Origin of the sequence: Actinopolymorpha sp. NPDC004070 (genome assembly GCF_040610475.1) — a bacterium.
GTDB lineage: Bacteria > Actinomycetota > Actinomycetes > Propionibacteriales > Actinopolymorphaceae > Actinopolymorpha.
Genome location: NZ_JBEXMJ010000002.1, coordinates 29,829 through 53,109, shown reverse-complemented (window position 1 = coordinate 53,109; position 23,281 = coordinate 29,829). Strand labels below are relative to the sequence as shown.

General features: G+C 71.1%; 25 protein-coding genes. 15 read left to right on the top strand and 10 right to left on the bottom strand.

The features are described from left to right. Nucleotides 1-4 precede the first annotated feature (4 nt). A complete protein-coding gene (locus tag ABZV93_RS03890) occupies nt 5-1,801 on the bottom strand; it encodes a bifunctional metallophosphatase/5'-nucleotidase (protein WP_354929915.1) in 1,797 nt (598 codons plus the stop codon). A gap of 127 nt (nt 1,802-1,928) precedes the next feature. Next, complete coding sequence (locus tag ABZV93_RS03885; RefSeq protein WP_354929912.1) at nt 1,929-3,107, bottom strand: ROK family protein; 1,179 nt, start codon at nt 3,105-3,107, stop codon at nt 1,929-1,931. 136 nt (nt 3,108-3,243) lie between these two features. Here ABZV93_RS03885 and ABZV93_RS03880 point away from each other — a divergent pair, with 136 nt between their 5' ends. Continuing rightward, entirely contained in the window at nt 3,244-3,798 is a 555-nt protein-coding gene (locus tag ABZV93_RS03880; protein ID WP_354929909.1) for a GNAT family protein, read from the top strand. 6 nt (nt 3,799-3,804) lie between these two features. Here the strand turns inward: ABZV93_RS03880 and ABZV93_RS03875 are convergent, their stop codons facing one another. Then, nucleotides 3,805-4,860, bottom strand: a complete 1,056-nt coding sequence (locus ABZV93_RS03875; RefSeq protein WP_354929906.1) for a hypothetical protein — start codon at nt 4,858-4,860, stop codon at nt 3,805-3,807. Between the two features lie 126 nt (nt 4,861-4,986). After that, the gene (locus ABZV93_RS03870) at nt 4,987-5,616 is read right to left on the bottom strand and encodes a TetR family transcriptional regulator (RefSeq protein WP_354929903.1); all 630 of its coding nucleotides are present in this window, start codon (nt 5,614-5,616) and stop codon (nt 4,987-4,989) included. 198 nt (nt 5,617-5,814) lie between these two features. On the opposite strand from ABZV93_RS03870, the gene ABZV93_RS03865 reads away from it, so the two are divergent. The 3 genes from ABZV93_RS03865 to ABZV93_RS03855 all read left to right on the top strand — a co-directional run bounded on the left by ABZV93_RS03865 (nt 5,815) and on the right by ABZV93_RS03855 (nt 7,247). Continuing rightward, on the top strand, nt 5,815-6,549 hold the full coding sequence (locus tag ABZV93_RS03865; protein ID WP_354929900.1) for a maleylpyruvate isomerase family mycothiol-dependent enzyme: 735 nt from the start codon (nt 5,815-5,817) through the stop codon (nt 6,547-6,549). A 210-nt stretch (nt 6,550-6,759) separates the two neighbouring features. After that, nucleotides 6,760-6,987, top strand: coding sequence for a hypothetical protein (locus ABZV93_RS03860; RefSeq protein ID WP_354929897.1), 228 nt, complete (start codon nt 6,760-6,762; stop codon nt 6,985-6,987). Nucleotides 6,988-7,085: 98 nt separating this feature from the next. Beyond that, nucleotides 7,086-7,247 carry a hypothetical protein gene (locus ABZV93_RS03855; protein WP_354929894.1) on the top strand — a complete coding sequence of 54 codons (162 nt, stop codon included), beginning with the start codon at nt 7,086-7,088 and terminating at the stop codon, nt 7,245-7,247. 19 nt (nt 7,248-7,266) lie between these two features. On the opposite strand, the gene ABZV93_RS03850 is transcribed toward ABZV93_RS03855, so the two are convergent. After that, nucleotides 7,267-8,271, bottom strand: a complete 1,005-nt coding sequence (locus ABZV93_RS03850) for a phosphatase PAP2 family protein (RefSeq protein WP_354929891.1) — start codon at nt 8,269-8,271, stop codon at nt 7,267-7,269. A 299-nt stretch (nt 8,272-8,570) separates the two neighbouring features. Here ABZV93_RS03850 and ABZV93_RS03845 point away from each other — a divergent pair, with 299 nt between their 5' ends. From ABZV93_RS03845 to ABZV93_RS03810, 8 genes are all read left to right on the top strand, one after another. After that, the gene (locus ABZV93_RS03845) at nt 8,571-9,680 is read left to right on the top strand and encodes a Gfo/Idh/MocA family oxidoreductase (RefSeq protein WP_354929888.1); all 1,110 of its coding nucleotides are present in this window, start codon (nt 8,571-8,573) and stop codon (nt 9,678-9,680) included. Between the two features lie 14 nt (nt 9,681-9,694). Beyond that, complete coding sequence (locus ABZV93_RS03840) at nt 9,695-10,792, top strand: Gfo/Idh/MocA family oxidoreductase (protein WP_354929885.1); 1,098 nt, start codon at nt 9,695-9,697, stop codon at nt 10,790-10,792. 112 nt (nt 10,793-10,904) lie between these two features. Then, nucleotides 10,905-12,506 (top strand): DUF4185 domain-containing protein, encoded by a 1,602-nt coding sequence (locus tag ABZV93_RS03835; protein ID WP_354929882.1) that lies wholly within the window; start codon nt 10,905-10,907, stop codon nt 12,504-12,506. 9 nt (nt 12,507-12,515) lie between these two features. Further along, complete coding sequence (locus ABZV93_RS03830; protein ID WP_354929879.1) at nt 12,516-12,710, top strand: hypothetical protein; 195 nt, start codon at nt 12,516-12,518, stop codon at nt 12,708-12,710. 34 nt (nt 12,711-12,744) lie between these two features. Beyond that, entirely contained in the window at nt 12,745-13,296 is a 552-nt protein-coding gene (locus ABZV93_RS03825; RefSeq protein WP_354929876.1) for a MarR family transcriptional regulator, read from the top strand. Further along, nucleotides 13,293-14,564 (top strand): MFS transporter, encoded by a 1,272-nt coding sequence (locus ABZV93_RS03820; protein ID WP_354929873.1) that lies wholly within the window; start codon nt 13,293-13,295, stop codon nt 14,562-14,564. The genes ABZV93_RS03825 and ABZV93_RS03820 overlap by 4 nt, the downstream gene beginning before the upstream one ends. Before the next feature lie 83 nt (nt 14,565-14,647). Continuing rightward, the gene (locus ABZV93_RS03815) at nt 14,648-15,625 is read left to right on the top strand and encodes a hypothetical protein (protein ID WP_354929870.1); all 978 of its coding nucleotides are present in this window, start codon (nt 14,648-14,650) and stop codon (nt 15,623-15,625) included. Then, nucleotides 15,618-16,088, top strand: coding sequence for a MarR family transcriptional regulator (locus tag ABZV93_RS03810; protein ID WP_354929867.1), 471 nt, complete (start codon nt 15,618-15,620; stop codon nt 16,086-16,088). Before ABZV93_RS03815 ends, ABZV93_RS03810 begins: the two co-directional genes overlap by 8 nt. A 35-nt stretch (nt 16,089-16,123) precedes the next feature. Here the strand turns inward: ABZV93_RS03810 and ABZV93_RS03805 are convergent, their stop codons facing one another. The 3 genes from ABZV93_RS03805 to ABZV93_RS03795 all read right to left on the bottom strand — a co-directional run bounded on the left by ABZV93_RS03805 (nt 16,124) and on the right by ABZV93_RS03795 (nt 18,210). After that, the gene (locus ABZV93_RS03805; protein ID WP_354929864.1) at nt 16,124-16,786 is read right to left on the bottom strand and encodes a ThuA domain-containing protein; all 663 of its coding nucleotides are present in this window, start codon (nt 16,784-16,786) and stop codon (nt 16,124-16,126) included. 110 nt (nt 16,787-16,896) lie between these two features. Further along, nucleotides 16,897-17,703 (bottom strand): SDR family oxidoreductase, encoded by an 807-nt coding sequence (locus ABZV93_RS03800; protein ID WP_354929861.1) that lies wholly within the window; start codon nt 17,701-17,703, stop codon nt 16,897-16,899. A 99-nt stretch (nt 17,704-17,802) separates the two neighbouring features. Then, nucleotides 17,803-18,210 (bottom strand): VOC family protein, encoded by a 408-nt coding sequence (locus ABZV93_RS03795; RefSeq protein WP_354929858.1) that lies wholly within the window; start codon nt 18,208-18,210, stop codon nt 17,803-17,805. 247 nt (nt 18,211-18,457) lie between these two features. On the opposite strand from ABZV93_RS03795, the gene ABZV93_RS03790 reads away from it, so the two are divergent. Then, nucleotides 18,458-19,354 carry an aldo/keto reductase gene (locus tag ABZV93_RS03790; protein ID WP_354929855.1) on the top strand — a complete coding sequence of 299 codons (897 nt, stop codon included), beginning with the start codon at nt 18,458-18,460 and terminating at the stop codon, nt 19,352-19,354. A gap of 12 nt (nt 19,355-19,366) precedes the next feature. Here ABZV93_RS03790 and ABZV93_RS03785 read toward each other — a convergent pair whose 3' ends face one another. Next, a complete protein-coding gene (locus ABZV93_RS03785) occupies nt 19,367-20,020 on the bottom strand; it encodes a histidine phosphatase family protein (protein ID WP_354929852.1) in 654 nt (217 codons plus the stop codon). Nucleotides 20,021-20,037: 17 nt separating this feature from the next. On the opposite strand from ABZV93_RS03785, the gene ABZV93_RS03780 reads away from it, so the two are divergent. Beyond that, on the top strand, nt 20,038-20,598 hold the full coding sequence (locus tag ABZV93_RS03780; RefSeq protein WP_354929849.1) for a 2'-5' RNA ligase family protein: 561 nt from the start codon (nt 20,038-20,040) through the stop codon (nt 20,596-20,598). Between the two features lie 24 nt (nt 20,599-20,622). Here ABZV93_RS03780 and ABZV93_RS03775 read toward each other — a convergent pair whose 3' ends face one another. After that, nucleotides 20,623-21,819, bottom strand: coding sequence for a glycoside hydrolase family 76 protein (locus ABZV93_RS03775; protein ID WP_354929846.1), 1,197 nt, complete (start codon nt 21,817-21,819; stop codon nt 20,623-20,625). Nucleotides 21,820-22,031: 212 nt separating this feature from the next. On the opposite strand from ABZV93_RS03775, the gene ABZV93_RS03770 reads away from it, so the two are divergent. Continuing rightward, nucleotides 22,032-23,168: a GntR family transcriptional regulator gene (locus ABZV93_RS03770; RefSeq protein WP_354929843.1), complete on the top strand. Its 1,137-nt coding sequence runs from the start codon at nt 22,032-22,034 to the stop codon at nt 23,166-23,168. Nucleotides 23,169-23,281 lie beyond the last annotated feature (113 nt).

The following is a 23,281-nucleotide window of genomic DNA, read 5'->3' as shown; positions in this document are numbered from 1 at the left end:
CCGCTCAGCCCACCGGCCGGGCCCGGTCGAGCGGCGCGGGAGTGATCGTGCGGTGTGCACGGAGGTACGCGACGAAGCCCTCGTGGTCGCGGTCGTTACGAACAGGATCGGTGAAGCCCTCGAAGACCTTGTAGCCGTCGCCCCCGATGAGCGTGTAGGCCAGTGCCGCGACCCGGTAGTCGCGGTCCAGGTCCAGCCGCCGGCCGCTGATGTGCACCCCGGCGGGGTCGACGCGCTGCCCGACCGGCCTGGAGGTGTCGAAGGAGTAGAACACGTTGCGGGACACCGCGAACGGTGCGAACTTCACCGTGCCGTCGGCCTGCTCGACCCACTGCGCCTCCAGCGCGGCGTGCACCATGGTGCCGGGCATGGTCACTGTCAACACCGGGTTGCCGTAGCCGAACGCACCCCAGGCCTCGCCGAAGAGGATCGTGCCGTCCTCGTCCGCGGCGTTGGAACCCTTCGCGTACAGCAGGTCTCCGGTCAGCGCGACCGAACCCGAGACCGGCTTGGTGGCGATCAGGGCGAGGTCGGCTCGGCCGGACCGGCTCTGCTGCGCGTCCCAGTAGGCGAAGTCGGCGGCCAGGTTGCCCATCGTGGACTCGCCGTTGGCGTTGGGGACGCGGGTGAAGTCGCCGGTCGTCCTGGCCAGCGGGGTGGCCCAGCGCTTTGCTCCCTGCGCGGTCCAGTAGTCGGCGATGTCCTGCAGTTCCTCGTCCAGCGGCACGTCGCGGGTGTTGGCGTGGTTGGTCGAGGTGGTGAGCTCGCGGATGACCGCGCCGGTGTCGGGATCCAGCTTGAGGGTGATCTCGTTGATCAGCGACCCGTGGTTGCCGGCTTCCACCACCGGACGCGGAACGCCGTTCGGGTCGGGGACCATCATGTTGAACCGGCAGTGCCAGTGTCCGGTGACGATGGCGGCGATGTCGGGTGAGGCCTTGGCCGCGAGCTGGAACACCGGACCGGACGGGTTGCTGCCGGCGTTGTAGTCGTTGCCGGCGACGCCGCCGTCGTGGATGTTGATGACGATCGCGTTGACACCGCGGGCCTTGAGCTCGGCGGCGAGCTTGTTCGCCTGGTCGAGGTCGGACAGCGACCGAAGCCCAGGCTGGTACGACGTCGACCCGACCTCGGTGCCCACCAGGGTGAGGTGGATGAACGCGATCGGCAGTTTGCGGCCGTTGCCGGCGTCGACCCATTCGATGTTGTACGGCGGAAGGATCGTCTTCCCGGAATCCGCCCACACCATGTTCGCCGTGTAGAACCTGAAGTTCGCGCCCTGGAACCGCTGCCCGGTGGAGTCGACGAAGTTGTCGTCCCGGCCGGACACGGGGTACGGCTCGCCGTTCATCATGTGGTCGACCAGGAAGCTGACGCTCTGGTCGAGTTCGTGGTTGCCGACGGTGCTGAAGTCCAGGCCCATCGCGTTGAGCGCCTCGATGGTGGGCTCGTTGGCGTGCGCGTCGACCTCGAACGGCCAGCCGCAGAAGTTGTCTCCGGAGGAGAAGAAGAGGGAGTTCTTCCGTCCCTCTCGCAGCCGCTTCAGGTGCGTGGCCATGTAACCCACGCCGCCGACGGTCACCTTCACCCCACCGGCGCCGGTGATGACGCTGCCCTGGCTGGGAGTCGTGGGCTGCAGGTAGCCGTGCAGGTCGGTGATGTTCAGCAGTTGGACGTCGACGTACTCGGACGCGTCCTCGGCCGCGGCCGGCGTGGCGTAGGAGATGTCACCGACGGCGGTCGCGGTGGCGATCGCACCGGCGGCGGTGAGAAAGGTGCGACGTGGAATCCGTCTGACCACTGGGGAGCCTTCTTCCTGGGCTGCACCGGCCTTCCGGGCGGCGCCGGAGATCATTTTTGCCTGGCTCCGACATTATTGGTAGCGGATGAACGCCGGTCAACGCACCGGCGACACCTTCGGGCCCCGGTCAGAGGCTGCGAGCGGCCAGAACCGGAAGCGCGCCGCGGGCCGAGCCCACCAGTCGTTCGTCCACCGCGTCCAGAGCGAGGCAGATGGCACCCAGTGCCACGCAGTCCGCGCCCAACGTGGACGCGCGCACCTCCGGACCCTGCGGGAACAACCGGGTCAGCTCCTCGGTGAGCGGGCCCAGGAGCACGTCGGCCGCCTGAGAGAACGCCCCGCCCAGCACCACCACCTGCGGGTCCACGACACCGACCGCGGTGGCGGCCGCGAGCGCCATCTCCCGTGCGTACTTGCGAACCGCGGTCAGTGCCGACCGGCGTCCCTCCCGCGCCGCGGCGAAGGCGTGCTCCGCGCGGTCGGCGACCGGCACGTCCGGTGGCACGGCCCGGCAGTGGTGGAGGTGGTCGATCGCCGGTTCCCAGCGCAGCATGGGCAGGGTCGACAGGTCCGCGGCCGCACCGTGGAAGCCGCGCCGCAACGTCCCGTCGATGACCAGGGCAAGGCCGGTACGCCGGCCGGCGTGCAGCAGCACCAGGTCCGGCACGTCCGTCGCCACACCCCGCCGGTGCTCGGCGAGCGCCGCCAACTGGCTGTCGTTGTCCACCACGACGAGCCGCGCGGACCGACGAAAGTGCGCGGCCAGGTCGACTCCCGCCCAGTCCGGGATGGCGTTGACCCGGACGACTCGTCCCTGCCGGTCGACCAGTCCGGTGGTGCCCGTACCCACTGCCCAGATCCGGGAGGCCGCGACGTCCACACCGCGCACGCAGTCGGCGATCGCACGGTCGGCGGCGGCGAGCCGGGCGTCCCTGCGGGTGTCCGGGCTCACCCGGCGGTGGGCCGTCGCCAGCACCTGACCACCGAGGTCGGCCAGCACCGCCCGGATCGAGTACGCCCCGATGTCCAGGCCCACGACGTACCCCGCCTCGGCACGGAAACGGTAGCTGCGGGCCGGCCGCCCGCGCCCGCGTACCGCCGGTCGCTCCTCGGCCAGCCACCGCCGGTCCACCAGGCTGGCAAGCACGTCCTCCACCGCGGTGCGTCCGAGGCCGCTGCGTTCGACGATCTGGGCGACCCGCAGCTCGCCCGCGTCGCGGACCGCGGCCAGCACCGCACGCTCGTTGAGCTGCCGCAGCCGGGACAGGTCACCCCCGTCGGCCGACTGCCCTCGCGCTGCTGCCATGGTCCGCGAAGCGTAACGCCACCTCCGGCGGGAGTACGCACGACAGGCGCGCGGAGGACGTCGACCCGCACGGCCGATGCCGTGCCGGGTCCGCGTACCGTTCGAGCGTCGAGCCGGATCGATCGGGAGGGCCACCATGTGGGTGAGATCTCTGGGAGAGGAAGGCGCCGAACTCCGTCCCCTCGAACCCTGGCAGGCGGAGGAATTCCTGGCCCACATGGACCGGGGACGCGCGCTCGTCGGGGAGTACATCGGGCTGGCCGACGCCGTCGCCGACCTCGAATCCAGCCGTGCGCTTCTCCAGTCGTACGCCGACAAGGCCGCCGCCGACACCGGACGGATCTACGGCATCTGGTGTGACGGCACCCTCGTCGGCGGAGTGCTCTTCCGGACGATGGACGTCGCCCAGGGGAACGCGGAGGTGGGCTGCTGGCTGGAGCCGTCGGCCGTGGGCCGGGGACTGGTGACCCAGGCAGCCCGGGCGATCATCGACTGGGCAATTGAGGAGCGGGGCATCCACCGGGTGGAGTGGCGGGCGGCGACGGCGAACACCGCCAGCATCGCCGTGGCCAGTCGGCTCGGGATGACCAGGGAGGGCGTGCTCCGGGAGAGCACTCCGCACCGGGGCACGCGCTACGACATCGAGATCTGGTCCGTGCTCGCCCCGGAGTGGCGCGCCGCGCGGCGGTGAGCCGGGTCAGCCGGCCGGATGTGCGGCGGGTGCAGCCGGAGCGGACTCCGTGGGCCGGGTCCGACGTGGTTCGCCGGCCCGCAGGCGTAGGACCGCCACCGTGAGCACCGCCACGGCGAAGACGCCCATCACGACGTGACTGGCCAGCTGGACCGACGGCGGGGTGGGCACGAACGGCCTGGTCTCGAACCCGTGCCAGGCGTACGTCAGCAGCGCCCCACCCGCCAGCGCGAGCTGGTGCATCGGCGTCCAGCCCGGACGGCGGGACCAGGTGGCGACCAGGACGACGGTGGCGACGTAGGCGACGAGGACGACCGCGGCGAACACCCACGGCTGGATCGCCGGCCGGCCGTGGTACCACCCGGTGACGAACGCGGACGCGAGGACCAGCGATCCCAGGCCCAGCAGCAAAGGCGGCGGAACCAGTCCGCCGGCCGTTCGCGCCACCACGCCGGCCGACCGCGCCCGCTCGGTCCGGCGGCCGAGGAGCACCGCCGCTCCGGCCAGCGCGACCACCACGAGGGCACTCACCACGAGTTGGGCGGGTGACGCGGCGAACCCGCCCGGCTTGCGCGATCCCAGGACGTTCAGGGCGACGCCGACCGCACAGACGATCGCGGTGACCGCGACGCCGATCCGGCCGAGCCACGGGGTGTCGTGGCGTTCGCGGACGATCGACTCCGTCAGCACGATCGGCACGGACAGGCTCCACACGACGTGCAGGGCAAGGACGAACAGCGTGTACGGCAGGCCGATGCCGAGTGCCGGGACGTAACCGCGGTCGAGCAGGTGTAAGTGCATGCCGCCGTAGTCGTGGTCGAACAGCGACTGGGTGACGATCGCCTCCTCCAGGACGCTGTATGCCAGTGCGAGGGTGAGCATGCTCGGCCAGCCCCACCCGAGGCGGCGGCAGACCTCGCGGATCAGCAGCGAGGCACCGCCGTACATCGGGGCGAGGACGACGAGCGCGAACAGCGCGGTGACGGGAAGGTCGCCTAGCAGGTACTCCGCGATGAGCGGCGAGAGGAAGAACAGCCCGATCGCGGGCAGGATGCGACGCATGAGGGTCCTCCATGAGGGCGGGGGGAGTACGCGGCACCGGCCAGGTCGGCATCGGCGCCGAGGTGTGCGGAATCGCTTGCCGGGTTCGGGAGCGAACGGGAACGGGAGCGAACAGGAGCGAGCGGCCTACGGGACGGGCAGGCCCGCCGCGAGCTGACGGATGGCGTCTTGGAGGTGCGGTGCGATCGGTCCGGGCGCGTCGGAGTTCAGCCAGTGCAGGGTGGCGGCCCGCAGCGCCGCACTGACCGCGGCGGCCACCAGCCGCGGGTACAGGTCACGGTCGACGTCGGTGTTCGTGCGCGCCGCGATCGCGGCGGCGAGTTCGGTCTCCACCGCGGCGCCGACCCGGGCCAGCTCGCCGCGCACCGCGGGTTCGGTGAGCATCAGGCGGATGCCGGCGAGCCATTCCTCGTCGGGGCCGCCTCGCGCGTTGCCGTCCTGGCCCAGGGTGAACCGCGGCAGCACGGCGAGCTCGAGTGCCTTCCACAACGGCTCCGACGCGGGCCGGGCACGGAGCTCCACCGCGATCTGCCGGGCGCGGTCGAGGTGCCGGGTGGCGACGGCCTCGGCCTTGCCGGAGAAGTAGTTGTTGAACGTACGCGGGGACACGCCGACCTCGGCGGCGATGTCCTCCACGCGGACGTTGTCGAACCCGCGCTCGACGGCGAGGCGGATGGCGGCCCAGCTCAGCGCGATGCGGGTCTCCTGCTTCTTGCGTTCCCGCAACCCGGCGCGGGCACCGTCCTGGGTCGTCATGCGGACCAGCATGGCTGATTATTGCGTGGTCCGCAAGATTGCGGGGCGCGAAAATTTCCGTTCCTGTGCCGGTGCCCGGGCTCGGGCCCGCAGGCCGTTGCCAGGTGTTCGTCCTTGCACGGGTCCCGGCCGTCGGGTGAAGCCGCCGGGAGAAAGTCCGATGCCGCTGGTCGGTGCGCGCCTCTAGGGTGTGGCGCCATGACGCTCTCCACCGACGCATGCCTGACCGCCATCGCCGAACACTCCCGAGGCTTCGCCGCCGCCGTCCGCGACAACCTGGACGCCCGGGTCGAGCACTGCCCCGACTGGGACGTCGCCGACCTCGTGGAGCACCTGACCGAGGTGCACTGGTTCTGGCGGACGATCGCCGCCGAGCGGCTGGCCGCGCCGCCGGAGGAGGCCAGGCGGCCGGCCCGCGCGGACCGGTCCGAGCTGGTCGCCGTGTTCGAGCGGGGCGCCGCCGAGTTGGTCGACGTGCTCGGCGGGGCCGACCAGGACGCACCGGTGTGGACCTGGTTCCCGGGCCGCCGGGACATCGGGTTCGTCACCCGCCACCAGGTACAGGAGGCGGTGGTCCACCACTGGGACGCCGCGAACGCGGCCGGCACCGCCTGGACGGTGCGTCCGGAGGTGGCGGCCGACGCGGTCGAGGAGTTCCTCACCTGTTCTCTGGCCGACGCCGACGACGTCGCCCGGTTGGGCCGAACGCTCTCCGGCCCGCTCGTGCTCACCGCCACCGACGTCGACAGGTCGTGGACGGTGTCCCAGGCCGATCCAACCGCGGCGCTGACCTGGTCTCCCGGCGCCGATGGCCCGGCCGCCGTGTCCGGCACGGTCGCCGACCTGCTGCTGTGGATCTACGGCCGGGTGGCGCTGCCCACCGACCAGTCCGAACGGGTAGCCGAGTTCCGTGCACTGAGTTCCACCGACTAGGGCAGCCCCTCAGCGCGTGCCCGAGCGCACGCCAGACCGCACAACAAAACGCACGGCAAGCGCTACGTATGGTGAATTTCTCGCGGGCACACTGCGCCGGGAGCGTTTTCGGCTGCCCCCGGTCGTGCGAATTGAATCCGAAATGGATAACCTGTTCCCACCCAGTGAGCGGACTCGTGACCGAGCCCTTTGGGCCAAGGAGCAGGACCGATGAGTGACACGCCGATGTATGACCGTTTGGTGGACGAACGCCTCGGACGCGCGCCGCACGAGTTCGAGGGATATCACACCTGGGACGATTCCGAAGAGGCGCGTGCGGCATTCGACCGGGGTGCTGCGGAGGCGCGGCGGGCGCAGCGCAAGATGCAGGAGTCGACTACGACTTTCGCCCGCCATGCAAGGGATTCCCGCGGCGTTCGCTCCGGCGCGGGCGGGTGAGTCCAGGGGTCTGTTTCTCTGATCGGGCGCCACTGCTGGAAGGCGTCGACCGCGGTACCGTCAAATTGTGTGATTGTGTGCGCGAAAGTGAGGCGTAGATGAGTCAGTTGCTGGTCGTGTTTCTTTTCGGGGGTTTGTTCGCCGGGGCGCTCGCACATTTCCTGCGCGGTGGCAGCGCTCGTATTGCGCGAATAGCGGCAGTGGTCCTGTTCGGGCTCGGCCTGCTCTTCGCGCTGATCCCTCAGTTGCGTCTCGGTTGATCCTTCGCGATATTCCGGCTCAGTTCTTCCGGTCCACCGCCGTCTCCTTCGGCGACAGGTCCGCGACGGGCGAGGGAGTCGCGCCGGCCGTGGGTGGCGCGGGGACCCGCAGGTTCTCGACGAGTGTCTCGACCAGGCCCGGCCGGTCGAGGTTCGGGACGACCCGGTGCAGTGTCGACAGCACCAGCGCCATTGCCAGACAGGCCGCCCCGGCGACACCGGTCGCGCCGGCGAGGTACGCCCCGACGAGTTGACCCGGGTCGAGGTCCACCGGCGGAGTCATCCCGCCGCGGTCGGTGTACCCGACGGCGAGGACGGCGGCCACCAGGAGCGCCCCGCCCACCAGGGCGAGTCCCGCCACGGTGCGGTGGTGAGGATCGGATGGTTCGCGAACGGGTTCGTGGCGTTGGCCCAGGACGAGAAGGTAGCCCGCCGCGGCGGCCCAGATCCCGACGACAAGCAGCGCGGCCAGCGCGTCGCTCGGCCGGTGCCATCCGGCAGACAACGTCGCGATCCCGGTGAGTGAGGTGTAGACCGCGCCGAGGATGGCGGCCAGGCCCCGCAGCCGGGGCGGAAGGACCAGGACGGCGGCGACCGCGATGGAGGCCGCGACCGTCACGTGCCCGCTCGGCATGCTGTTGGGTGCGCCGATGTCGGTGCCGGCGATGCCGATGTCGGGCCGGCCGATCACGTAGTCCTTGAGCACCTGACTGGTGAGGTTTGCGCCCGCGACGAGCACGGTCGCGACCAGCGCCAACCGGATCCTGCCGCGGACCAGCGCGACGAACGCGACGGCGGCGGTCGCCACCACCAGGGACGCCAGCGACACCGCGTCGAGGACGACGGTGACGAGCCCGTCTGCCTGGGCCCGGCCCATGCCGCTCGCCCGGAGAACGCTCGCGTCCAGCACCTGGCCGTGCGGCGTGCGGATGAACACCCACCAGACGAGCACGAGCACCGCCGCTTGTGCGAGCACGAGAACGACCAGCCAGCCGGCGACCAGGCTCTTCAGGAGGCGCTGCATCGGGTCAGCCTTCCGGTCGGGTCCGTGGAGGTGCCGAGCCCGGACGAGCCCGGTGGTACGGGGGAAACCAACAGACGCGCGACGGGCTCGGCACTGTTGCGATAACGCACGAGCAGCGGTGTGGTCACGCGCGTGGTGTGGCCGCTATCGGTCATCGGGCGGCGAGGTCACCGGCCGCCCGGGCCGGTTGCGGTCGCGGCACCCCCTCGTCCACCGGCTCGTTGGCAGGCTGGCGTACGCATGGATCGTCGACGTAGGCACGGCGGGCCCCTCCGAAGGCCCGGCGGTGAGGGGGCGGGATGAACGACCGGCCGGTGTACTCCGCCGCGGTGATCGGTTGCGGGTCCGGCGGGATGCTCAGCGTCCGCGCGCTCGCCGCCTCGGACCGGTTCCGGCTGGTGGCCGCGTGCGACCTGCGACGCGACGTACGGGACAAGCTTGCCGCGGACCACCCCGGGATCCGCACCTACGCCGACTACCGCGAGCTGCTCGCCGACGCGTCCGCGGCCGCCGGGACCGACGACGCGGTCGACGTCGTGTGCGTGTCGACGTACGCCCCCACCCACGAGGAGATCGCACTGGCCGCGCTGGCGACCCGTCCGCGCGGCCTGCTGGTGGAGAAGCCGCTCGGTGACACGGCCGCCGCCGGCCGGCGCATCGTGGACGCGGTGAGCGGGAGCGGGACGCCGCTCGCCGTTCCGCACGGACTGGTCGCCCGGCCGACCTCGCTGGAGATCCTGGACCGGGTACGGGCCGGGGACATCGGCGAGGTCCGGCTGGTGGAGATCGAGTGTGCCGGCTGGGACATCATCAACGCCGGGATCCACTGGTTCCAGTACGCCGTCAACCTGCTCGGCGACGACCCGTTCGGCGGAGTGCTCGCGACCTGCGACACCTCCAGCCGGACCTTCCGCGACGGCATGCGGGTGGAGACTGAGGCGGTGACGTACGCGTGGACGCGGGGCGGCGCCCGGGTCGTCCTGCACAGTGGCGACTACGTTGCGCAGAGCCGGCCCGGCAAGGACACGTTGTTCCGCGTCGTCGGCACCGACGGGCTGGTGGAGTTCTGGGGCTGGGAGAACGGCTACCGGATCGTCACGGGGTCCGGTCCCGCCGACGTCGGCCCGATCCCCGACGCCGACCGGTCGCCGCACCAGGTGCACCTGGAGGACCTGGCCCGCCAGATCGACGAGGGCGCGCCGGGCCACAGTCCGGACTACACCGTCGCGGACACCTCGCTGCGGGCGCTGGAGCTGTGTGAGGCGGCGTACCTCTCGCACCGCCACCGGTGTGTGGTCACGTTCCCGCTGTCGGAGTTCGTGCCACCCGAGGCGTCGGACTGGGACCCCGGTACGCCGTACCCCGGTGAGGGCGGCGGTCGCGACGGCCGCCAACTGGAGGCACGATGACCGCCATGACTTCCATGAACACTTCGAGGACCACCTTCGGCGTGGTCGGCAGCGGCTGGCGGACGGAGTTCTACCTCCGGATCGCCGCCGCGCTGCCGGACCGGTTCGGCGTCGCCGGAGTCGTCGCCCGCAGGGCCGAACGCGCGAAGGAGATCCGGGAACGCTTCGGCGTGCCGACGTTCGACACGGTGGACGCGCTGCTGGAGGACGGAAGTCCGGACTTCGTGGTCACGTCGGTGTCGTGGGCGGCGAACCCCGGCCTCGTGGTGGAGCTGGCCAGGCGCGGCGTGCCGGTGCTGAGCGAGACGCCGCCGGCGCCCGACCTGGACGGGATGCGGGCCCTGTGGGACGAGGTTGGCGAGTCCGCGGTCGTGGAGGTCGCCGAGCAGTATCCGTTCCTTCCGGAGTACGCCGGGCGGGTGGCCGTGTGCCGTTCGGGCCTGCTCGGCAAGGTGACCTCGGCCCACCTGTCGGCCACCCAGACCTACCACTCGATCGCGGTGCTGCGTACGTTGCTGGACGTCGGTTTCGCCGACGCCGAGGTGGCCGGAACCGCCTTCACCAATCGGCTCCAGCGTGGTCCGGACCGCGACGGCTGGCCCGACCGCGACGAACTCGTGGACGCCGGCCAGGTGATCGCGACGCTGGACTTCGGCGACCGGCTCGGCGTCTACGACTTCACCGACGGGCAGTGGTTCCACCCGCTCATCGGCAACCGGATCGTCGTACGCGGTGAACGCGGCGAGGTGATCGACGACCGGCTGACCTACCTGCCGCAGGACGACCCGGCCGCGCCGGTGCAGACGTCGTTCACGCGCCAGCAGACCGGGCTGGGCGGGGACCTGGAGGGCTTCCACCTGCGTGCGTTGTACGCGGGGGATCGTCGCGTGTACGCCAACCCGTACGCACCGGCGCGGCTGCCCGACGAGGAGATCGCGATCGCCACCTGCCTGACACGGATGGCCGAGCGTGTCGCCGGCGACGGGCAGCCGGCGGGCGGCTACTCGCTGGCCGACGCGTGCCAGGACCACTACCTCGGCCTGACCGTCTCCGAGGCCGTGGCGACGGGAACGCGGATCCGCACCACCCGTCAGCCCTGGGCACGCGACTGACCGGGTGCGGCCAGGCGATGGTGGTTCGTTGACGGCGTCGCGGGACGGCTCCTAGCCTCCGGCCAACGTGCAATCGATTTCTGGCCGCTGTAGCGGGAACGGGAGCCGGGCTATGCGACGCAGGACACTCCTCACCACAGCAGCGCTGGCGGGTCCACTGGCGGCGGTCGCCGGCCCGCAGGTGGCCAGCGCCGAGAGCCCCGACAGCGGTCACGGCCAGCCGGCTCCGAAGTCCGTCGGCGCCGCCGCCACACCGATGCTGGCTCCCGGCCCGAGCGTCCCCGGACCGACGCTCGCTGATCTGGTCGCCAAGCTGACCGGCCCCGACTCGATCAACCACACCGACACCCGGTACCAGGTGATGGGGACCGACCTCGGCGCGATGTGGGACAACGGTTCGGGTCAGGTGCTGATGGCGTTCGGCGACACCTTCGGCGCGGGCACGGTCGGCGGCGGGCAGTTCGGCGAGGACTGGCGTTCCAACGTCCTGGCCCGCTCGTCCGACCACGACCTGTCCGACGGGATGACGTTCGACGACATGGTGGTGGACCGCCCCGGGCACGCGAAGGAGTTGCTCGCGTCGAAGAAGGTGGACAACGACGAGATCACCGTCATCCCCAACTCCGGTGTCAGCGTCGGCAAGCGGCAGTTCCTGCACTACTTCTCCCAGAACCACTGGGGCCCGTGGAACACCAACTACGGCGGCATCGCGTACTCCGACGACAACGGGCAGAACTGGACCAAGAGCAACGTCCGCTGGCAGAACTCCGCTCCCCTGTGGGGACGCGGTTTCCAGTTGGGTTCGCTGGTACGCCACGACGGCTTCGTCTACCTCTTCGGCACCGGCAGTGGCCGGCTGTACGACATCCACCTGGCCCGCGTGCCGGAGACGAGGGTGCTGGACCTGAGCGCCTGGCGGTACTGGAACGCGCGCGGCTGGACCGCTCGGGAGGCCGACGCCGTTCCCGTGGTGGCGGCGCCGTCGGGTGAGATGTCCGTCCTGTACAACGCGTATCTCGGCCGCTGGCTGATGATGTACCTCGACGAGTACCGCGCCGCGATCGTGATGCGCGAGGCGCCGGACATCACCGGCCCGTGGAGCGGTGCGCGGGTGGTCGTCCGCGGTGGCGAGGGCGGTGAGTACCCCGCGCTGTACGCGCCGTTCATGCACCCGTGGTCGGCTGCCTCCGGTGACCAGGACCTCTACTTCGCGATGTCGCAGTGGGGCCCGTACAACGTCTTCCTCATGCGCACCCGGCTCGACCGGGCCGTGGACACCGCCAACCTGCTCAGCGACCCGGGCTTCGAGGAGCAGCCGGACCGGCAGGTGCGGGTGCCGTGGTTCGTCTGCGGCCAGGGCGGCATCGACCGAGACGGGTCCCAGTCGTACGCCGGGAAGAACAACGGGTACGTGCGTGCGGCGCAGGGCTGGAACGCCCTCACCCAGGCGGTCGTGGTGCGGCCGAACCGCCGCCACCGGCTCACCGCGTGGGTGCGGTCCTCCGCACGTGACGTGCCGGACGGGGCGCTGGGCGTGCGGGCACGGACCGGGGAGATCGCCCGGACGTCGTTCGGCCACCTGGCCGACTACACGAAGGTGAGCGTGGACTTCGACCCCGGCGACAACGCCGACATCGAGGTCTTCGCCGGCTTCTGGGGAGCGGGTGCGGACGCCTGGGTGCAGGTCGACCAGATGTCGCTGGTCGCGCTGTAGGAGGAGATCGTGCCCCGTCTCACCTCCGGCGGGATGGTCGTGCTGGACAACGTCTTCCGGGGCGGGCGGACGTTCGACCCGGCGTTTCGAGACGAGGCCGTTACGGCTATCCGCCGGGTGAACGAGCTGGTCCGCGACGACGAGCGGGTCGAGGCGGTGATGTTGCCCGTACGGGACGGGGTGACGCTCGCCCGCAAACGCTGACCGGAGATATATAAGCGCTGTTATAGTTCCGGGCATGGTCCCTCCACCGGCCGCGAACGACCGCGCCCGAAAGCCTGCCCAGCCACCATCTGGCCGGCAGCACCCCGACCCCACCGACGTGAGCCACTGGCGGCCGCTGCATCTGCTGCTGGCCGCGATGGACGACGAGATCGCCGCGCTGTACGCCGAGCGCGGCGTGACCGGGATCCGGCCGCGCTTCACCAGGCCGCTGATCCGGCTCGGCCGTGAGGGCCCGATGACCATCCGGGCGCTCTCCGACGCGCTCGGCGTCAGCCACTCGGCGATGAGCCAGACGGTGGCCGCGCTGCGCCGGGAGGGGTTCGTCCGCAGTACGCCCGGCACCGACGCCCGCACCCGCGAGGTCGCGGTCACGCCGCGCGCTCGTGAGGTGCTGCCGTTCCTGGAGGCGGAGTGGCGGGCCACCGAGCAGGCGGTCGCCGACCTCGAGGCCGAGATTCCGTACTCGCTGAGCCAGGTGGTCCGCGACCTGGAGGCCGCGCTCGGCGAGCGGTCGTTCAGGGACCGGATCGCCGCGCACCTGGACGACGGGGACGGCGCGCCGTGAGCTTCGTCGACGGTTTCCTCGACACCCGGCCGCTGCGGTCCAGTCCGGCGTTCCGCCGCCTGTGGGTGGGCACCACGCTGTCCCGGCTCGGCGGGCAGCTGACCATGGTGGCGGTTCTCTACCAGGTGTGGGAGCTGACCGGCAGTCCGGCGGCCGTCGGGCTGCTCGGCCTCGTCCAGGCCGTGCCGATGGTGGTGTTCGGGCTGGTCGGCGGGTCGCTGGCGGACGCGGTCGACCGTCGCCGCCTCGTCCTGGTCACGACCGCCGGGCAGCTGATGGTCGCCGGGCTGCTGGCGGTGCAGGCGTTCACCGGACTGCGTTCGTACGCCGTCCTGCTGGTCCTCGTGGCGGCGCAGAGCGCGGGTGGTGCGCTGGGCGCGCCGGCGTGGCGTACTTTCGTCCCGCGGTTGCTGCCCACCGAACAAGTGACCGCAGGTGTGGCGTTGTTCCATGTCAGCTTCCAGCTCGCCATGCTCGGCGGGCCGGTGCTGGGCGGCCTGGTCATCGCGCACGCCGGGGTGGGCGTCTGTTACCTGGTGGACGCGGTCACCTTCCTCGCCGCGCTGTACGGCGTGCGTGGGTTGCCGGCGATGCGACCGGTGGGCACGACCGCTCGCCCCGGCATCCGTACCGTCTGGGAGGGCTGGCGGTTTGTCGCGAGCAGGCCGGCGTTGGGTGGCGCGTTCCTCACCGACGTCTTCGCCACCGTGCTGGCCATGCCGGTCGCGTTGTTCCCGGTGGTCAACGCCGAGCGGTTCGGTGGCCGGCCCGAGACGCTGGGGCTGTTCTTCACCGCGATCGCGGTGGGCGGGGTGTGTGCCGGAGCGGTGTCGGGGCGCGTCACGCGGTCCGGCCGGCCGGGCGTGGTGATGCTGGTGACCGCGGCAGTGTGGGGTGTGGGCCTTGCGGGGTTCGGGCTCGCGCCGTATCTCTGGCCTGGGCTCGGCTGCCTGGCGGTGGCCGGTGCGGCGGACACGTTCTCGGTGATCTCGCGTGGATCGATCGTGCAGCTGGCGACACCCGACTCCCACCGAGGCCGGGTCAGTGCCGTCGAGCACGTCATCGGAGTCTCCGGGCCGGACGTCGGCAACTTCCGTGCAGGTCTGGTGGGCGACCTGACCTCGGCGACGTTCGCCCTCGTGGCGGGCGGGTTGATGTGCATGGCCGGAGTGGCCGGGGTCGCCGCCACGAACCGGAGCCTGCGGAGATTCTCCTCGACGACCGAGGTGCCCGAGAACTCCGAGGAGGGGTTGCGCGCGGCGGTGTGACTCCGCCATGCTGCTCCAAAACTACTTCGATCTCGAACTTGTTCGGTCTGGCTGGTCCGTGGTCGTGGCGAACGGAGCCCCGTATGGCAAGGCGATTTACGCTGTGGGTGACAGCGGCCGTGGTGGTGGTAGTGGGATTCGGCGCCGCGGCACCGGCCCAGGCGGCCACACGGCACGCCCCGCCGAGGCTGCCGGACACCTACGTCGTTTCCGAGGAGCCCGGCGTGGTGCCGGAGGGCGTCGCCGTGCACCGGGACGGCCGTATGTACGTGAGCTCGGACGCCACCGGCGCGCTGTTCGCGGGCGACGTGCGTGTACCGGCCATGCACCCGTTCGCCGTCGGCGCGGTCGACCGGCCGAGCTCGCGCGGTGTGCACACCGACCGGGCGGGGCGGGTGTGGTCGGTCGGCGCCGGCACCCTGACCGTGCACGCGCGCAACGGCCGGCTGCTGGCCACACGCCGCGCGCCCGACGGCCCCCTCGGAGCGGCCGACCTGAACGACCTGGCCCTCACCCGGGACGCGGTGTACGTCACCGACTGGGCCAACCCGATCGTCTACCGCGCGCAGATCCGGCACGGCCGGCCCGGACCCCTGCAACCCTGGGTTGACATCCGTTCGGCGTTCCCGCAGTTCCCGGCGCAGTACTGGCTGCTGAACGGCATCGTGGCGGACGCGGCCGGCGACACGGTGCTGGTGGCCTCGAACGGCACCGAGGCCGTGTGGCGCATCGACGTCGCCACCCGCACGGTCGATCAACTCGACCTGGGCGGGCACAGCTTCGGCGCCGACGGCATGGTGCTGGCGGGACGCCGGCTGTACGCGGTGCTCAACTACGGCGCCCCGAACGGCGTGTACGTCGCCGACCTCGATCCCGAGCTGCGGTCGGGGGCTGTCACCCACCAGATCCTCACCGACGCCGACGGCCAGGCATTCGACCTGCCCACCACCCTGGCCCGCTACCGGTGCCGGCTGTATGTGGTGAACAGCCAGGGCGACCACCGCCCGGGGCAGCCGCCCTACACGGTGAGCGCGGTCGCCGACCCTGCCTGCGGTGAGTGAGCGCCGGCCGAGGCGGCCGCGCGTGCTGGACCAGCGCGGCGGCAACGTCGTCCTCGACCTGTTCGTCCTCCACCAGCATGTGGGCGGCCTGCTGACGGCCGCGCTGGAGCCGACCGGCGTCACCCCCGCGCAGTACGCGGTCTACAGCCAGCTCGGGCAACGCGACCAGACGCCGAGCGAGCTCGGCCGCACCCTCGGGCTGCCGTTGCCCACGGTGTCCGGCTATCTCGCGGCGATGGAACGCCGTGGCGACATCACCCGCACCCGCAGCGACCGTGACGGGCGTTCCCACCTCGTCGCGCTGACCGAGGTCGGCCGGGCGCGGCTGGAGGAGGCCCGGCCGAGGATGCGGCAGGTGGTCGCGGCGCTGAACGCCGAGCTCGGCGGCCGGGACGCGGCCGAGGGAGTACGCGATGTGCTCGCCGGGCTGGACGACGCGATCCGGGCCATCGTCACGCCTTAGGGTCGGCGCAGTCGATCACCAGTTGCGGACCCTGGTCAGCGCAGGACGCTGGAGATGCCGCCCCACAGGTGGGCGCGGAACGTCTCGTCCTCGTACGCCACGGGCAGGTGCCCGAGCGAGGTGTACCACGCCTTCGCCAGGCCCACCTGCGTCCGCCAGCAGATCGGGTGGTCGGGGCCCATGCCGGAGGAGCCCACGTCGTAGTCGTCCTCGTTCACCGTGGCCAGGATCTCGACGCTGCCCCGCGGGTTGGTGTCGAAGGCGTACCACTCCTCGTGCCAGGACCATGGCGTCGGCAACGGCTTGGTGGAGAGGTCGTCGGTGCGTTCGACCTGGATGCGCGCGGTCTGCAGCTCCCGTGGGTGGGAGGTGAAGCGGGCGCCGACCAACCGGCCGTAGAGCGGCCAGTCGCGCTCGGCGTCGGAGGCCACGTGGATCCCCGCGAAACCTCCGCCGTCCGCGGTGAACTCCTCGTACGCCTGCCGCTGGGCGGCGTCGAGCAGGCCGGTCCCGGATGTCTGCAGCCATACCACCGCCGCGTACCCACTCAGGTTGGCGGACGTGAAAACGTCACCGGACTCGGTGTGGTCGAGGTCGACCGACGCCTCCGCGGCGAGGTCGCGCAGCGCGGCGACCCCCGCCTCGATGGACTCGTGCCGATATCCGGCCGTACGCGAGAACACCAACAGCCTGGTCATGTCGCGACCTTACGGTCTGCGCGGCACCACCCGCCTCGTCGGCGTCACACTTCGGAACCTCGGTGGCCGGGTTGGCCAGCGGCGTGCCGCGTCCGTGCCCAGGGGCTGTTCTAGGCGAAGCCGCCGTTGCTCATCAGGAGCTGGCCGTTGATCCACTGCCCGCGCGGTGAACACAGGAAGTCGACGAGGTTCGCGGTGTCCTGTGGTGTGCCGAGGCGGCCGATCGGCGTCTGTCGGATGCCGCTCGCCCGGAGCTCGTCGCTCATCCAGCCGGTGTCCACCGGGCCGGGGTTGACGACGTTGGCGCTGACCCCGAGCTTGGCGAACTCGTGGGCCGCGGCCAGCGTGATCCGGTCCAGCGCCCCCTTGCTCGCGCCGTAGGGCAGGTTGCCGACGGTGTGGTCGCTGGTCAGGCTGACGATCCGGCCGGTGCCGTGCGCGCCGGTGAAGCGCCGGCCGTACTCGCGGATCAGCAGCCAGGTGGCGCGCGCGTTGACCGCGAAGTGCCGGTCGAAGCTCTCGACAGTGGTGTCGAGCAACCCGGAGTCGACCGACTCGCAGTGACACATCACCAGGGCGGTGACGCCGCCGAGCCGGAGCTCGGCCTCGTCGAAGATCCTGGCGGGTGCGTCCGGGTCGGACAGGTCGGCCTCGATGGCCACCGTGGCCGCACCGCGCCCGGCGAGCTCGTCGGTGATCGCCTGCGTCGCGCCGGCCTCGACGCCCCAGGACATGCGCTGGTCGTAGGGGGTCCAGTACGTGAACGCGACGTGCCAGCCCGATTCGGCAAGTTGGCGGGCGATGCCCGCGCCGATGCCGACGGTCCGCCCGACGCCGGTGACCAGTGCCACCGGACGGTCGGGGGCGGGCGCGTGAGGTGCCGCGGACGGCTGGGGCGTTCCTTCGCTGTGGCTCATCGCGCAGGATTGTGCTGGACCGGCCGACGGCGGGGCAACCGTGTTTCCGCCGCCGGCGGCGGGCCGGACAGCCGACAGCCTCGGCAATGTGCGCCCGGCTCAGCTCCCGGCGATGTTGACCATCCACGGGGTGCCGAACCGGTCGGTGCACATGCCGAACTCGTCGCCCCACATCTGCTTCTCCAGCGGGACGGCCACCTGCCCTCCGTCGGACAGCTGCTGCCAGTATCCGCGCAGGGCGTCGGTGTCGTCTCCGCTCAGGCTCACCGTGATGTTGTTGCCCGGCCGGTGCTCCTCACCCGGCGGGTTGTCCGCGCCCATGAGGGTGAAGCCGTCGTCGGTCTCCAACATCGCGTGCATGATCTTGTCGGCGCCCGGCATGTCCGGCGAACCGAACTCACCGAAGGTGTTCATGGCGAGGTCGCCACCGAAGACGCGCTGGTAGAACTCCATCGCTTCCCGGGCGTTGCCGGGGAAACTGACGTAGGGGTTGAGTCGAGAGGCCACGGGATCCTCCTTGATGCCGGCCTTCGTCGGTCTGTCCTGCGGGACCCACAGGGTCTGTCCTGCGGACCCTAGCGGCCGCCACCCCCAACGACGGTGAACCCGCGAAGCCGTCGCCGCGGCCGTCACCCAGCGTAGTGGTCCAGCCGGGCCAGGAGCCCGGCAAGCGTGGCGTGGTCGAGGGGACCTGGGGCTGGGGCCGTCGTGCTGGCACTGTAACCCCGCCCGCCCGCCGGGGTAGGTTCGGCGGATGCGATCCGAGGAGGTCACCGCGGCCGCCGCAGGCACCTGGAAGCTCGGCGACGTCACCGTCAACCGGATGGGCTTCGGCTCGATGCGGATCACCGCGAACCCCGACCGCGACCTTGCCGTCACCGTGTTGCGCCGGGCGGTCGAACTCGGCGTGAACCACTTCGACACCGCCGCGTTCTACGTGTCACCGGGCGGCACGCTCGGCGTCGGTACCGGACCGGCGAGGTACGCCACGGAGCTGATCCGGGCCGCGCTCTCGCCATACTCCGACGACCTCGTGGTGGCCACCAAGGTGGGACCCGGCATCGACCCGGAGACCGGCTTCTACCAGGCGACCACCCCTGCCCAGCTGCGCGCGCAGGTGGAGGAGAACCTCCGCCGGCTCGGCCACGACCACCTTGACCTGGTGAACCTCCGCATCCTGAAGAAGGCCGGCCACGACTCGGTCGCGGAGCGGTTCGGCGCGCTGGCACGGATGCGTGACGAGGGACTGATCCGGCATCTCGGCCTGTCGAACGTACGTCAGGACCACGTTGACGAGGCCCAGGCCATCGCGCCCGTGGTGTGCGTGCAGAACGCTTACGGACTGGACTTCAAGCGGGAGGAGGACGACTTCGTCCGTACCTGCGAGGCGCGCGGAATCGCCTACGTGCCGTTCTTCGCCATCGCAGGTACCGAACGCGAGGCCGGCGCGGCCTCGGATCACGGCGCGGCGGTGCAGGCCGTCGCCCGGGCGCACGGGGTGACGCCGCATCAGGTACGCCTGGCCTGGACGCTGCATCAGGGTCCGCACGTGCTGGCGATCCCGGGCACCGGCGACCCGAAGCACCTGGCTGACAACGTGGCCGCCGGCGCGCTGCGGTTCACCGCCGACGAGCTCGCCAGCCTGGGCTGATTCTGGGCTCACCTACGAGCCGTCGGCTACCTGGGTCGGCGCGTCGAGCATGCCGTCCGGGTGGACATCGAGGTCGCCCCACCCGACGGCGACCAGCCGGCCTCGGTAAAGCCGTGCCGTCACGGTTTCGGTGGTGGCGAGCGGATGCGTCAGTGCCCAGCGCGGCGTGACGTTGGCGAGGACGGCCGGTAGCGCGCAGCGGTACAAGCCGCCATGCCCGACCAGGACCGTCGTACCCGCCTGACCCGCCACCTCGTCGACCAGCGACCGGAACCGCGCCCGGATCTCGTGCAGGTTCTCGCCGCCACCCACCCGGCGGGTCCCTTCGTCGCGCACCAGCCAGGCTTCCAGCACCTCGTCGTACTCACGCCAGTGCGCCGGATCGCCGCCTCCCTCGTAGGAGCCGACGTCGAACTCACGGAGGGCGTCGGAGACGGCGACGGGCGCGCCGAGTTCGTCGCCCAGGACGTGCGCCGTCTGCACGGCCCGCAGCAACGGACTCGTGCAGATGCGGCCGACCGTTGCCCGGCCTCCCAGTCGCTGCGCGAGGGCGACGGCCTGTTCGTGGCCGCGGTCGGTGAGCGGATGGCTCGGCTCGCGATTGGCGAACACCTGCAGGAGATTCGCGTGGCTCTCCCCGTGGCGGGCGAAGATCAGCTGATTCATCGATTCATACTGCACACATGCCGCCGACTGCACACATGCCACCGATCCAGACGCCGCCGACGGAGAGCGCCCTGATCGTGCCGGTGCCCGAGGCGGACCCGATCGTGGGTCACCTTCGGTCGCGACTGGACCCGTCCGCGGCGTGGGGCGTCCCCGCGCACGTGACGGTCCTCTACCCTTTCGTGCCACCGGACCGCATCGACGTCGCGGTGCTGGCAACGGCGGCTGGGGCGATCCGCACGGTCGCGCGCTTCGAGGCTCGGTTCGCCCGGGTCGCGTGGTTCGGGGACCAGGTGGTGTGGCTGGCACCTGAGCCGGCCCGGGCGTTCAGCGAGTTGATCACCGCGGTGTGCGAACGCTTCCCGGACTGTCCGCCGTACGGCGGTGTGCACGCCGAGGTGATGCCCCACCTGACCATCGGTGATGGTGCCCCGGTGGCCGAACTCCGCACGGCAGAAGAGCTCGTGCGTGGCCACCTCCCGATCAGAACGGAGGTGGCCACGGCGCACGTCGTCTGCGGATCGTCGGAGCCGGGGTCGTGGCACACCGTCGCCGAGCTTTATCTCGGCCCTGGCTGAGGGCCGAGCCGGGACGACCTCCGGTCAGGTCAGCTTGCGGTAGTCGTCGGGCGACCAGCCGAGCATCGCCTCGATCCGGACCATCCCCGACTGCTCCAGCAGGGTGACCGGGTTGGCGCCGTCGGACCGGTAGAGCCCGGTGTCGGCGTCGCGGAACCGTGCGTACGACTGGTCGGCGTACCACTTCATCGCCTCCCGGTACGCCGGGTTCGGGCGAAGCGTGGACAGCTGAAGCAGGTTGGCGAAGAAGATCGCGTGGAACCGCGCCGGCTGGGTGAAATAGCGCTCGTTCTCGGCGTAGAACGCGAGCGCCTTCGTGGCGGTGTCCTCGGCCTGGTCGAGATAGGCGCGGCGCCCGGTCGCGCGGTAGAGCAGCGCGCCGGCACCGATCATGACGCCCTGGTTGTAGGACCACTGCGTCTTCTCGATGTTGCCGGCGAGGTCGACGTGGTCCCAGTACAGGCCGTTCGGGGCCAGCATGTAGGTCCGCGTCCAGTCGTACATCCTGGTGGACCACTCGAGGTAGCGCGGCTGCCTGGTGGCGAGGTACAGGTGGAGACCGACCTCGGCGCCGGGAGCGTTGGAGACGGTGTTGCGGTCCTGGCTCCAGGGCGCCTGGGTCCAGAAGACTCCGCCGGGGCACGGATGCGTGGGGTCGTCGTCCCAGCCGAACACCACCAGGTCGAAGATCTGCTTCGCCCGGCGCAGCGACGGCGGGTGCCCGCCCGGCGTCATCAGGTGGCGTTGCAGGTCGGCCAGGCCGATCCACTCGTTGTCGTCGTAGAACTTGTCCCCGCCCTGGCCGAGCGGCGGGCGCAGGTAGGAGTCGTAGCCGGGCGGGTCGGTCTGGTCGTTCCAGTACTTCTCCACCGCGGTGAACCGGTCCGCGACGTCCGGTGCGTACCGGCGGCTCATCCCCGGCAGCCCGGCCAGATCCAGCGTGGCGACCATTGCCTGGGAGAACGGCCAGACGTAGGAGTACGGGTTACCGCCGGAGTGCGGGTACTCCTCCAGGTAGAGCGACGTCGTCGGGTCGTAGAAGTACTTCTGCAGCGCGGCGTAGGTGTCCCGCGCGCGGAGGGCGTAGCGGAGCAGGTCGCGGGTGGGGACCGTGTCGGCGTACGCAGGGGTGGACACCGCGCCGACCGCCGCGGTCGTGGCCGCGGCCACTCCGCCGAGCAGGACGGCCCGTCGCGACGGGGCGCTGAAGTGCTGGGTCACGGGAAACCTCCGAGTCGATGTGCCGCCTGGCACGGGACTCAACGTGCACTGGATATACCAACAAGTCAACGGCTGCTTTCGTCCGTATGCGGTCATCGCCGCATCGTCGCCGATCCCCTTACCTGGTGGAGGATTGACCCCGACGGGGCGTCGGCTCGGGTTGGTATGTCGGTGGCCCACAAATGGTATGCGGCAGAGGTCTGGAGACTGTGGTGCCCGAGCACTTCCTGTACGAACGCCTCTACGACTTCGTGCTGGAGGAGATCTCGGAGAGCCGGCTGCGTCCCGGCGACCGCGTGCCGTCGGAATCGGAGTTGGCCGAACGGTTCGGCGTCAGCCGCATCACCTCCAAGCGGGCACTGCGGATGCTCGCCGACGCCGGCGTGGTCGACCGGCGGCGCGGAAAGGGGTCGTTCGTCGCCGCCGACGCGCGACGCCTCGGAGCCGTAAGGGAGTCGGAGCGTCGGGCGGCGCCCGCGGCGCCGGCCGTTCGTGAGCGCGCCGGGGGTACGGGATGCCTGGCGCTCGTGCTGCCCGACGCGTCCGAGACGTACGGCCTGGACCTGATGTGTGCCATCGAGGAGCGCGCCGCCGAGCACGGCTACCACCTCGTCGTACGGCGAACCCGCGACAGCCAGCGGGTCGAGGAGGAGGCGATCCGCGCGCTCGCCGGCGGGACCGTGGACGGAATGATCGTCTTCCCCGTGCACGGGGAGTTCTACAATGCGACTCTCGTCCGGCTGGTCCTGGACGGCTCCCCGCTGGTGCTGGTGGACCGCTACCTTCCCGGCATCCCGGCGTGCGCGGTGTGCACCGACAACGCGGCGGCGTCGCGGGTGCTGACGGAGTACGTGCTGGACCGGGGACACACCGAGGTCGCGTTCGTCTCACCGCCGGTCGAGAACACCACCAGCATCGAGGAACGCATCCAGGGTTACCGATCCGCGTTGCACGAGCGTGGCGTCCCGGCCGCCGCCGAGCGGTGCTTCACCGGACTGCAGAGCACCCTGCCCGAGCCCGGCTCGGACAGTGAGGCGGGCGCCGACCGGGCCGCGATCCGCGCGTTCCTCGACCGTGAACCCGCGGTGACGGGGTTCGTCGTCTGTGAGTACAACCTTGCGGTCCTGGTGCGGGAGGTGCTGACGGAGGTGGGGCGCTGGGATCCGGCCCGCTGTCTGGTCGCCTGCTTCGACTCGCCCTGGTCGCGCGCGGCCGCGGCGTCGTTCCCCCACATCAGGCAGGGCCAGCAGGAGATGGGGCGGCGAGCGGTGGACCTGCTCGTCGCGCAACTGAACGGCGAGGACGTTCCCCGCATGTCCGCGGTGCCGTTCGAACTCGTCGCTCCGTAACCGGACAGGGCCGAATCTGTACACATGCCTTGAAGTCCCCGGTGCGAGCCCTGACTATTGCGGCACCGCTGGCACGGGTGATCACTGCCGTGCAGGCGAAGTATCAAGCGGAG

Coding starts and splice junctions, on each gene's coding strand:
- ABZV93_RS03885 (WP_354929912.1), bottom strand. CDS start 3,107: ATGGCAGCAGCGCGAGGGCAGTCGGCCGACGGGGGTGACCTGTCCCGG.
- ABZV93_RS03880 (WP_354929909.1), top strand. CDS start 3,244: ATGTGGGTGAGATCTCTGGGAGAGGAAGGCGCCGAACTCCGTCCCCTC.
- ABZV93_RS03875 (WP_354929906.1), bottom strand. CDS start 4,860: ATGCGTCGCATCCTGCCCGCGATCGGGCTGTTCTTCCTCTCGCCGCTC.
- ABZV93_RS03870 (WP_354929903.1), bottom strand. CDS start 5,616: ATGACGACCCAGGACGGTGCCCGCGCCGGGTTGCGGGAACGCAAGAAG.
- ABZV93_RS03865 (WP_354929900.1), top strand. CDS start 5,815: ATGACGCTCTCCACCGACGCATGCCTGACCGCCATCGCCGAACACTCC.
- ABZV93_RS03860 (WP_354929897.1), top strand. CDS start 6,760: ATGAGTGACACGCCGATGTATGACCGTTTGGTGGACGAACGCCTCGGA.
- ABZV93_RS03855 (WP_354929894.1), top strand. CDS start 7,086: ATGAGTCAGTTGCTGGTCGTGTTTCTTTTCGGGGGTTTGTTCGCCGGG.
- ABZV93_RS03850 (WP_354929891.1), bottom strand. CDS start 8,271: ATGCAGCGCCTCCTGAAGAGCCTGGTCGCCGGCTGGCTGGTCGTTCTC.
- ABZV93_RS03845 (WP_354929888.1), top strand. CDS start 8,571: ATGAACGACCGGCCGGTGTACTCCGCCGCGGTGATCGGTTGCGGGTCC.
- ABZV93_RS03840 (WP_354929885.1), top strand. CDS start 9,695: ATGAACACTTCGAGGACCACCTTCGGCGTGGTCGGCAGCGGCTGGCGG.
- ABZV93_RS03835 (WP_354929882.1), top strand. CDS start 10,905: ATGCGACGCAGGACACTCCTCACCACAGCAGCGCTGGCGGGTCCACTG.
- ABZV93_RS03825 (WP_354929876.1), top strand. CDS start 12,745: ATGGTCCCTCCACCGGCCGCGAACGACCGCGCCCGAAAGCCTGCCCAG.
- ABZV93_RS03815 (WP_354929870.1), top strand. CDS start 14,648: ATGGCAAGGCGATTTACGCTGTGGGTGACAGCGGCCGTGGTGGTGGTA.
- ABZV93_RS03805 (WP_354929864.1), bottom strand. CDS start 16,786: ATGACCAGGCTGTTGGTGTTCTCGCGTACGGCCGGATATCGGCACGAG.
- ABZV93_RS03800 (WP_354929861.1), bottom strand. CDS start 17,703: ATGAGCCACAGCGAAGGAACGCCCCAGCCGTCCGCGGCACCTCACGCG.
- ABZV93_RS03790 (WP_354929855.1), top strand. CDS start 18,458: ATGCGATCCGAGGAGGTCACCGCGGCCGCCGCAGGCACCTGGAAGCTC.
- ABZV93_RS03785 (WP_354929852.1), bottom strand. CDS start 20,020: ATGAATCAGCTGATCTTCGCCCGCCACGGGGAGAGCCACGCGAATCTC.
- ABZV93_RS03780 (WP_354929849.1), top strand. CDS start 20,038: ATGCCGCCGACTGCACACATGCCACCGATCCAGACGCCGCCGACGGAG.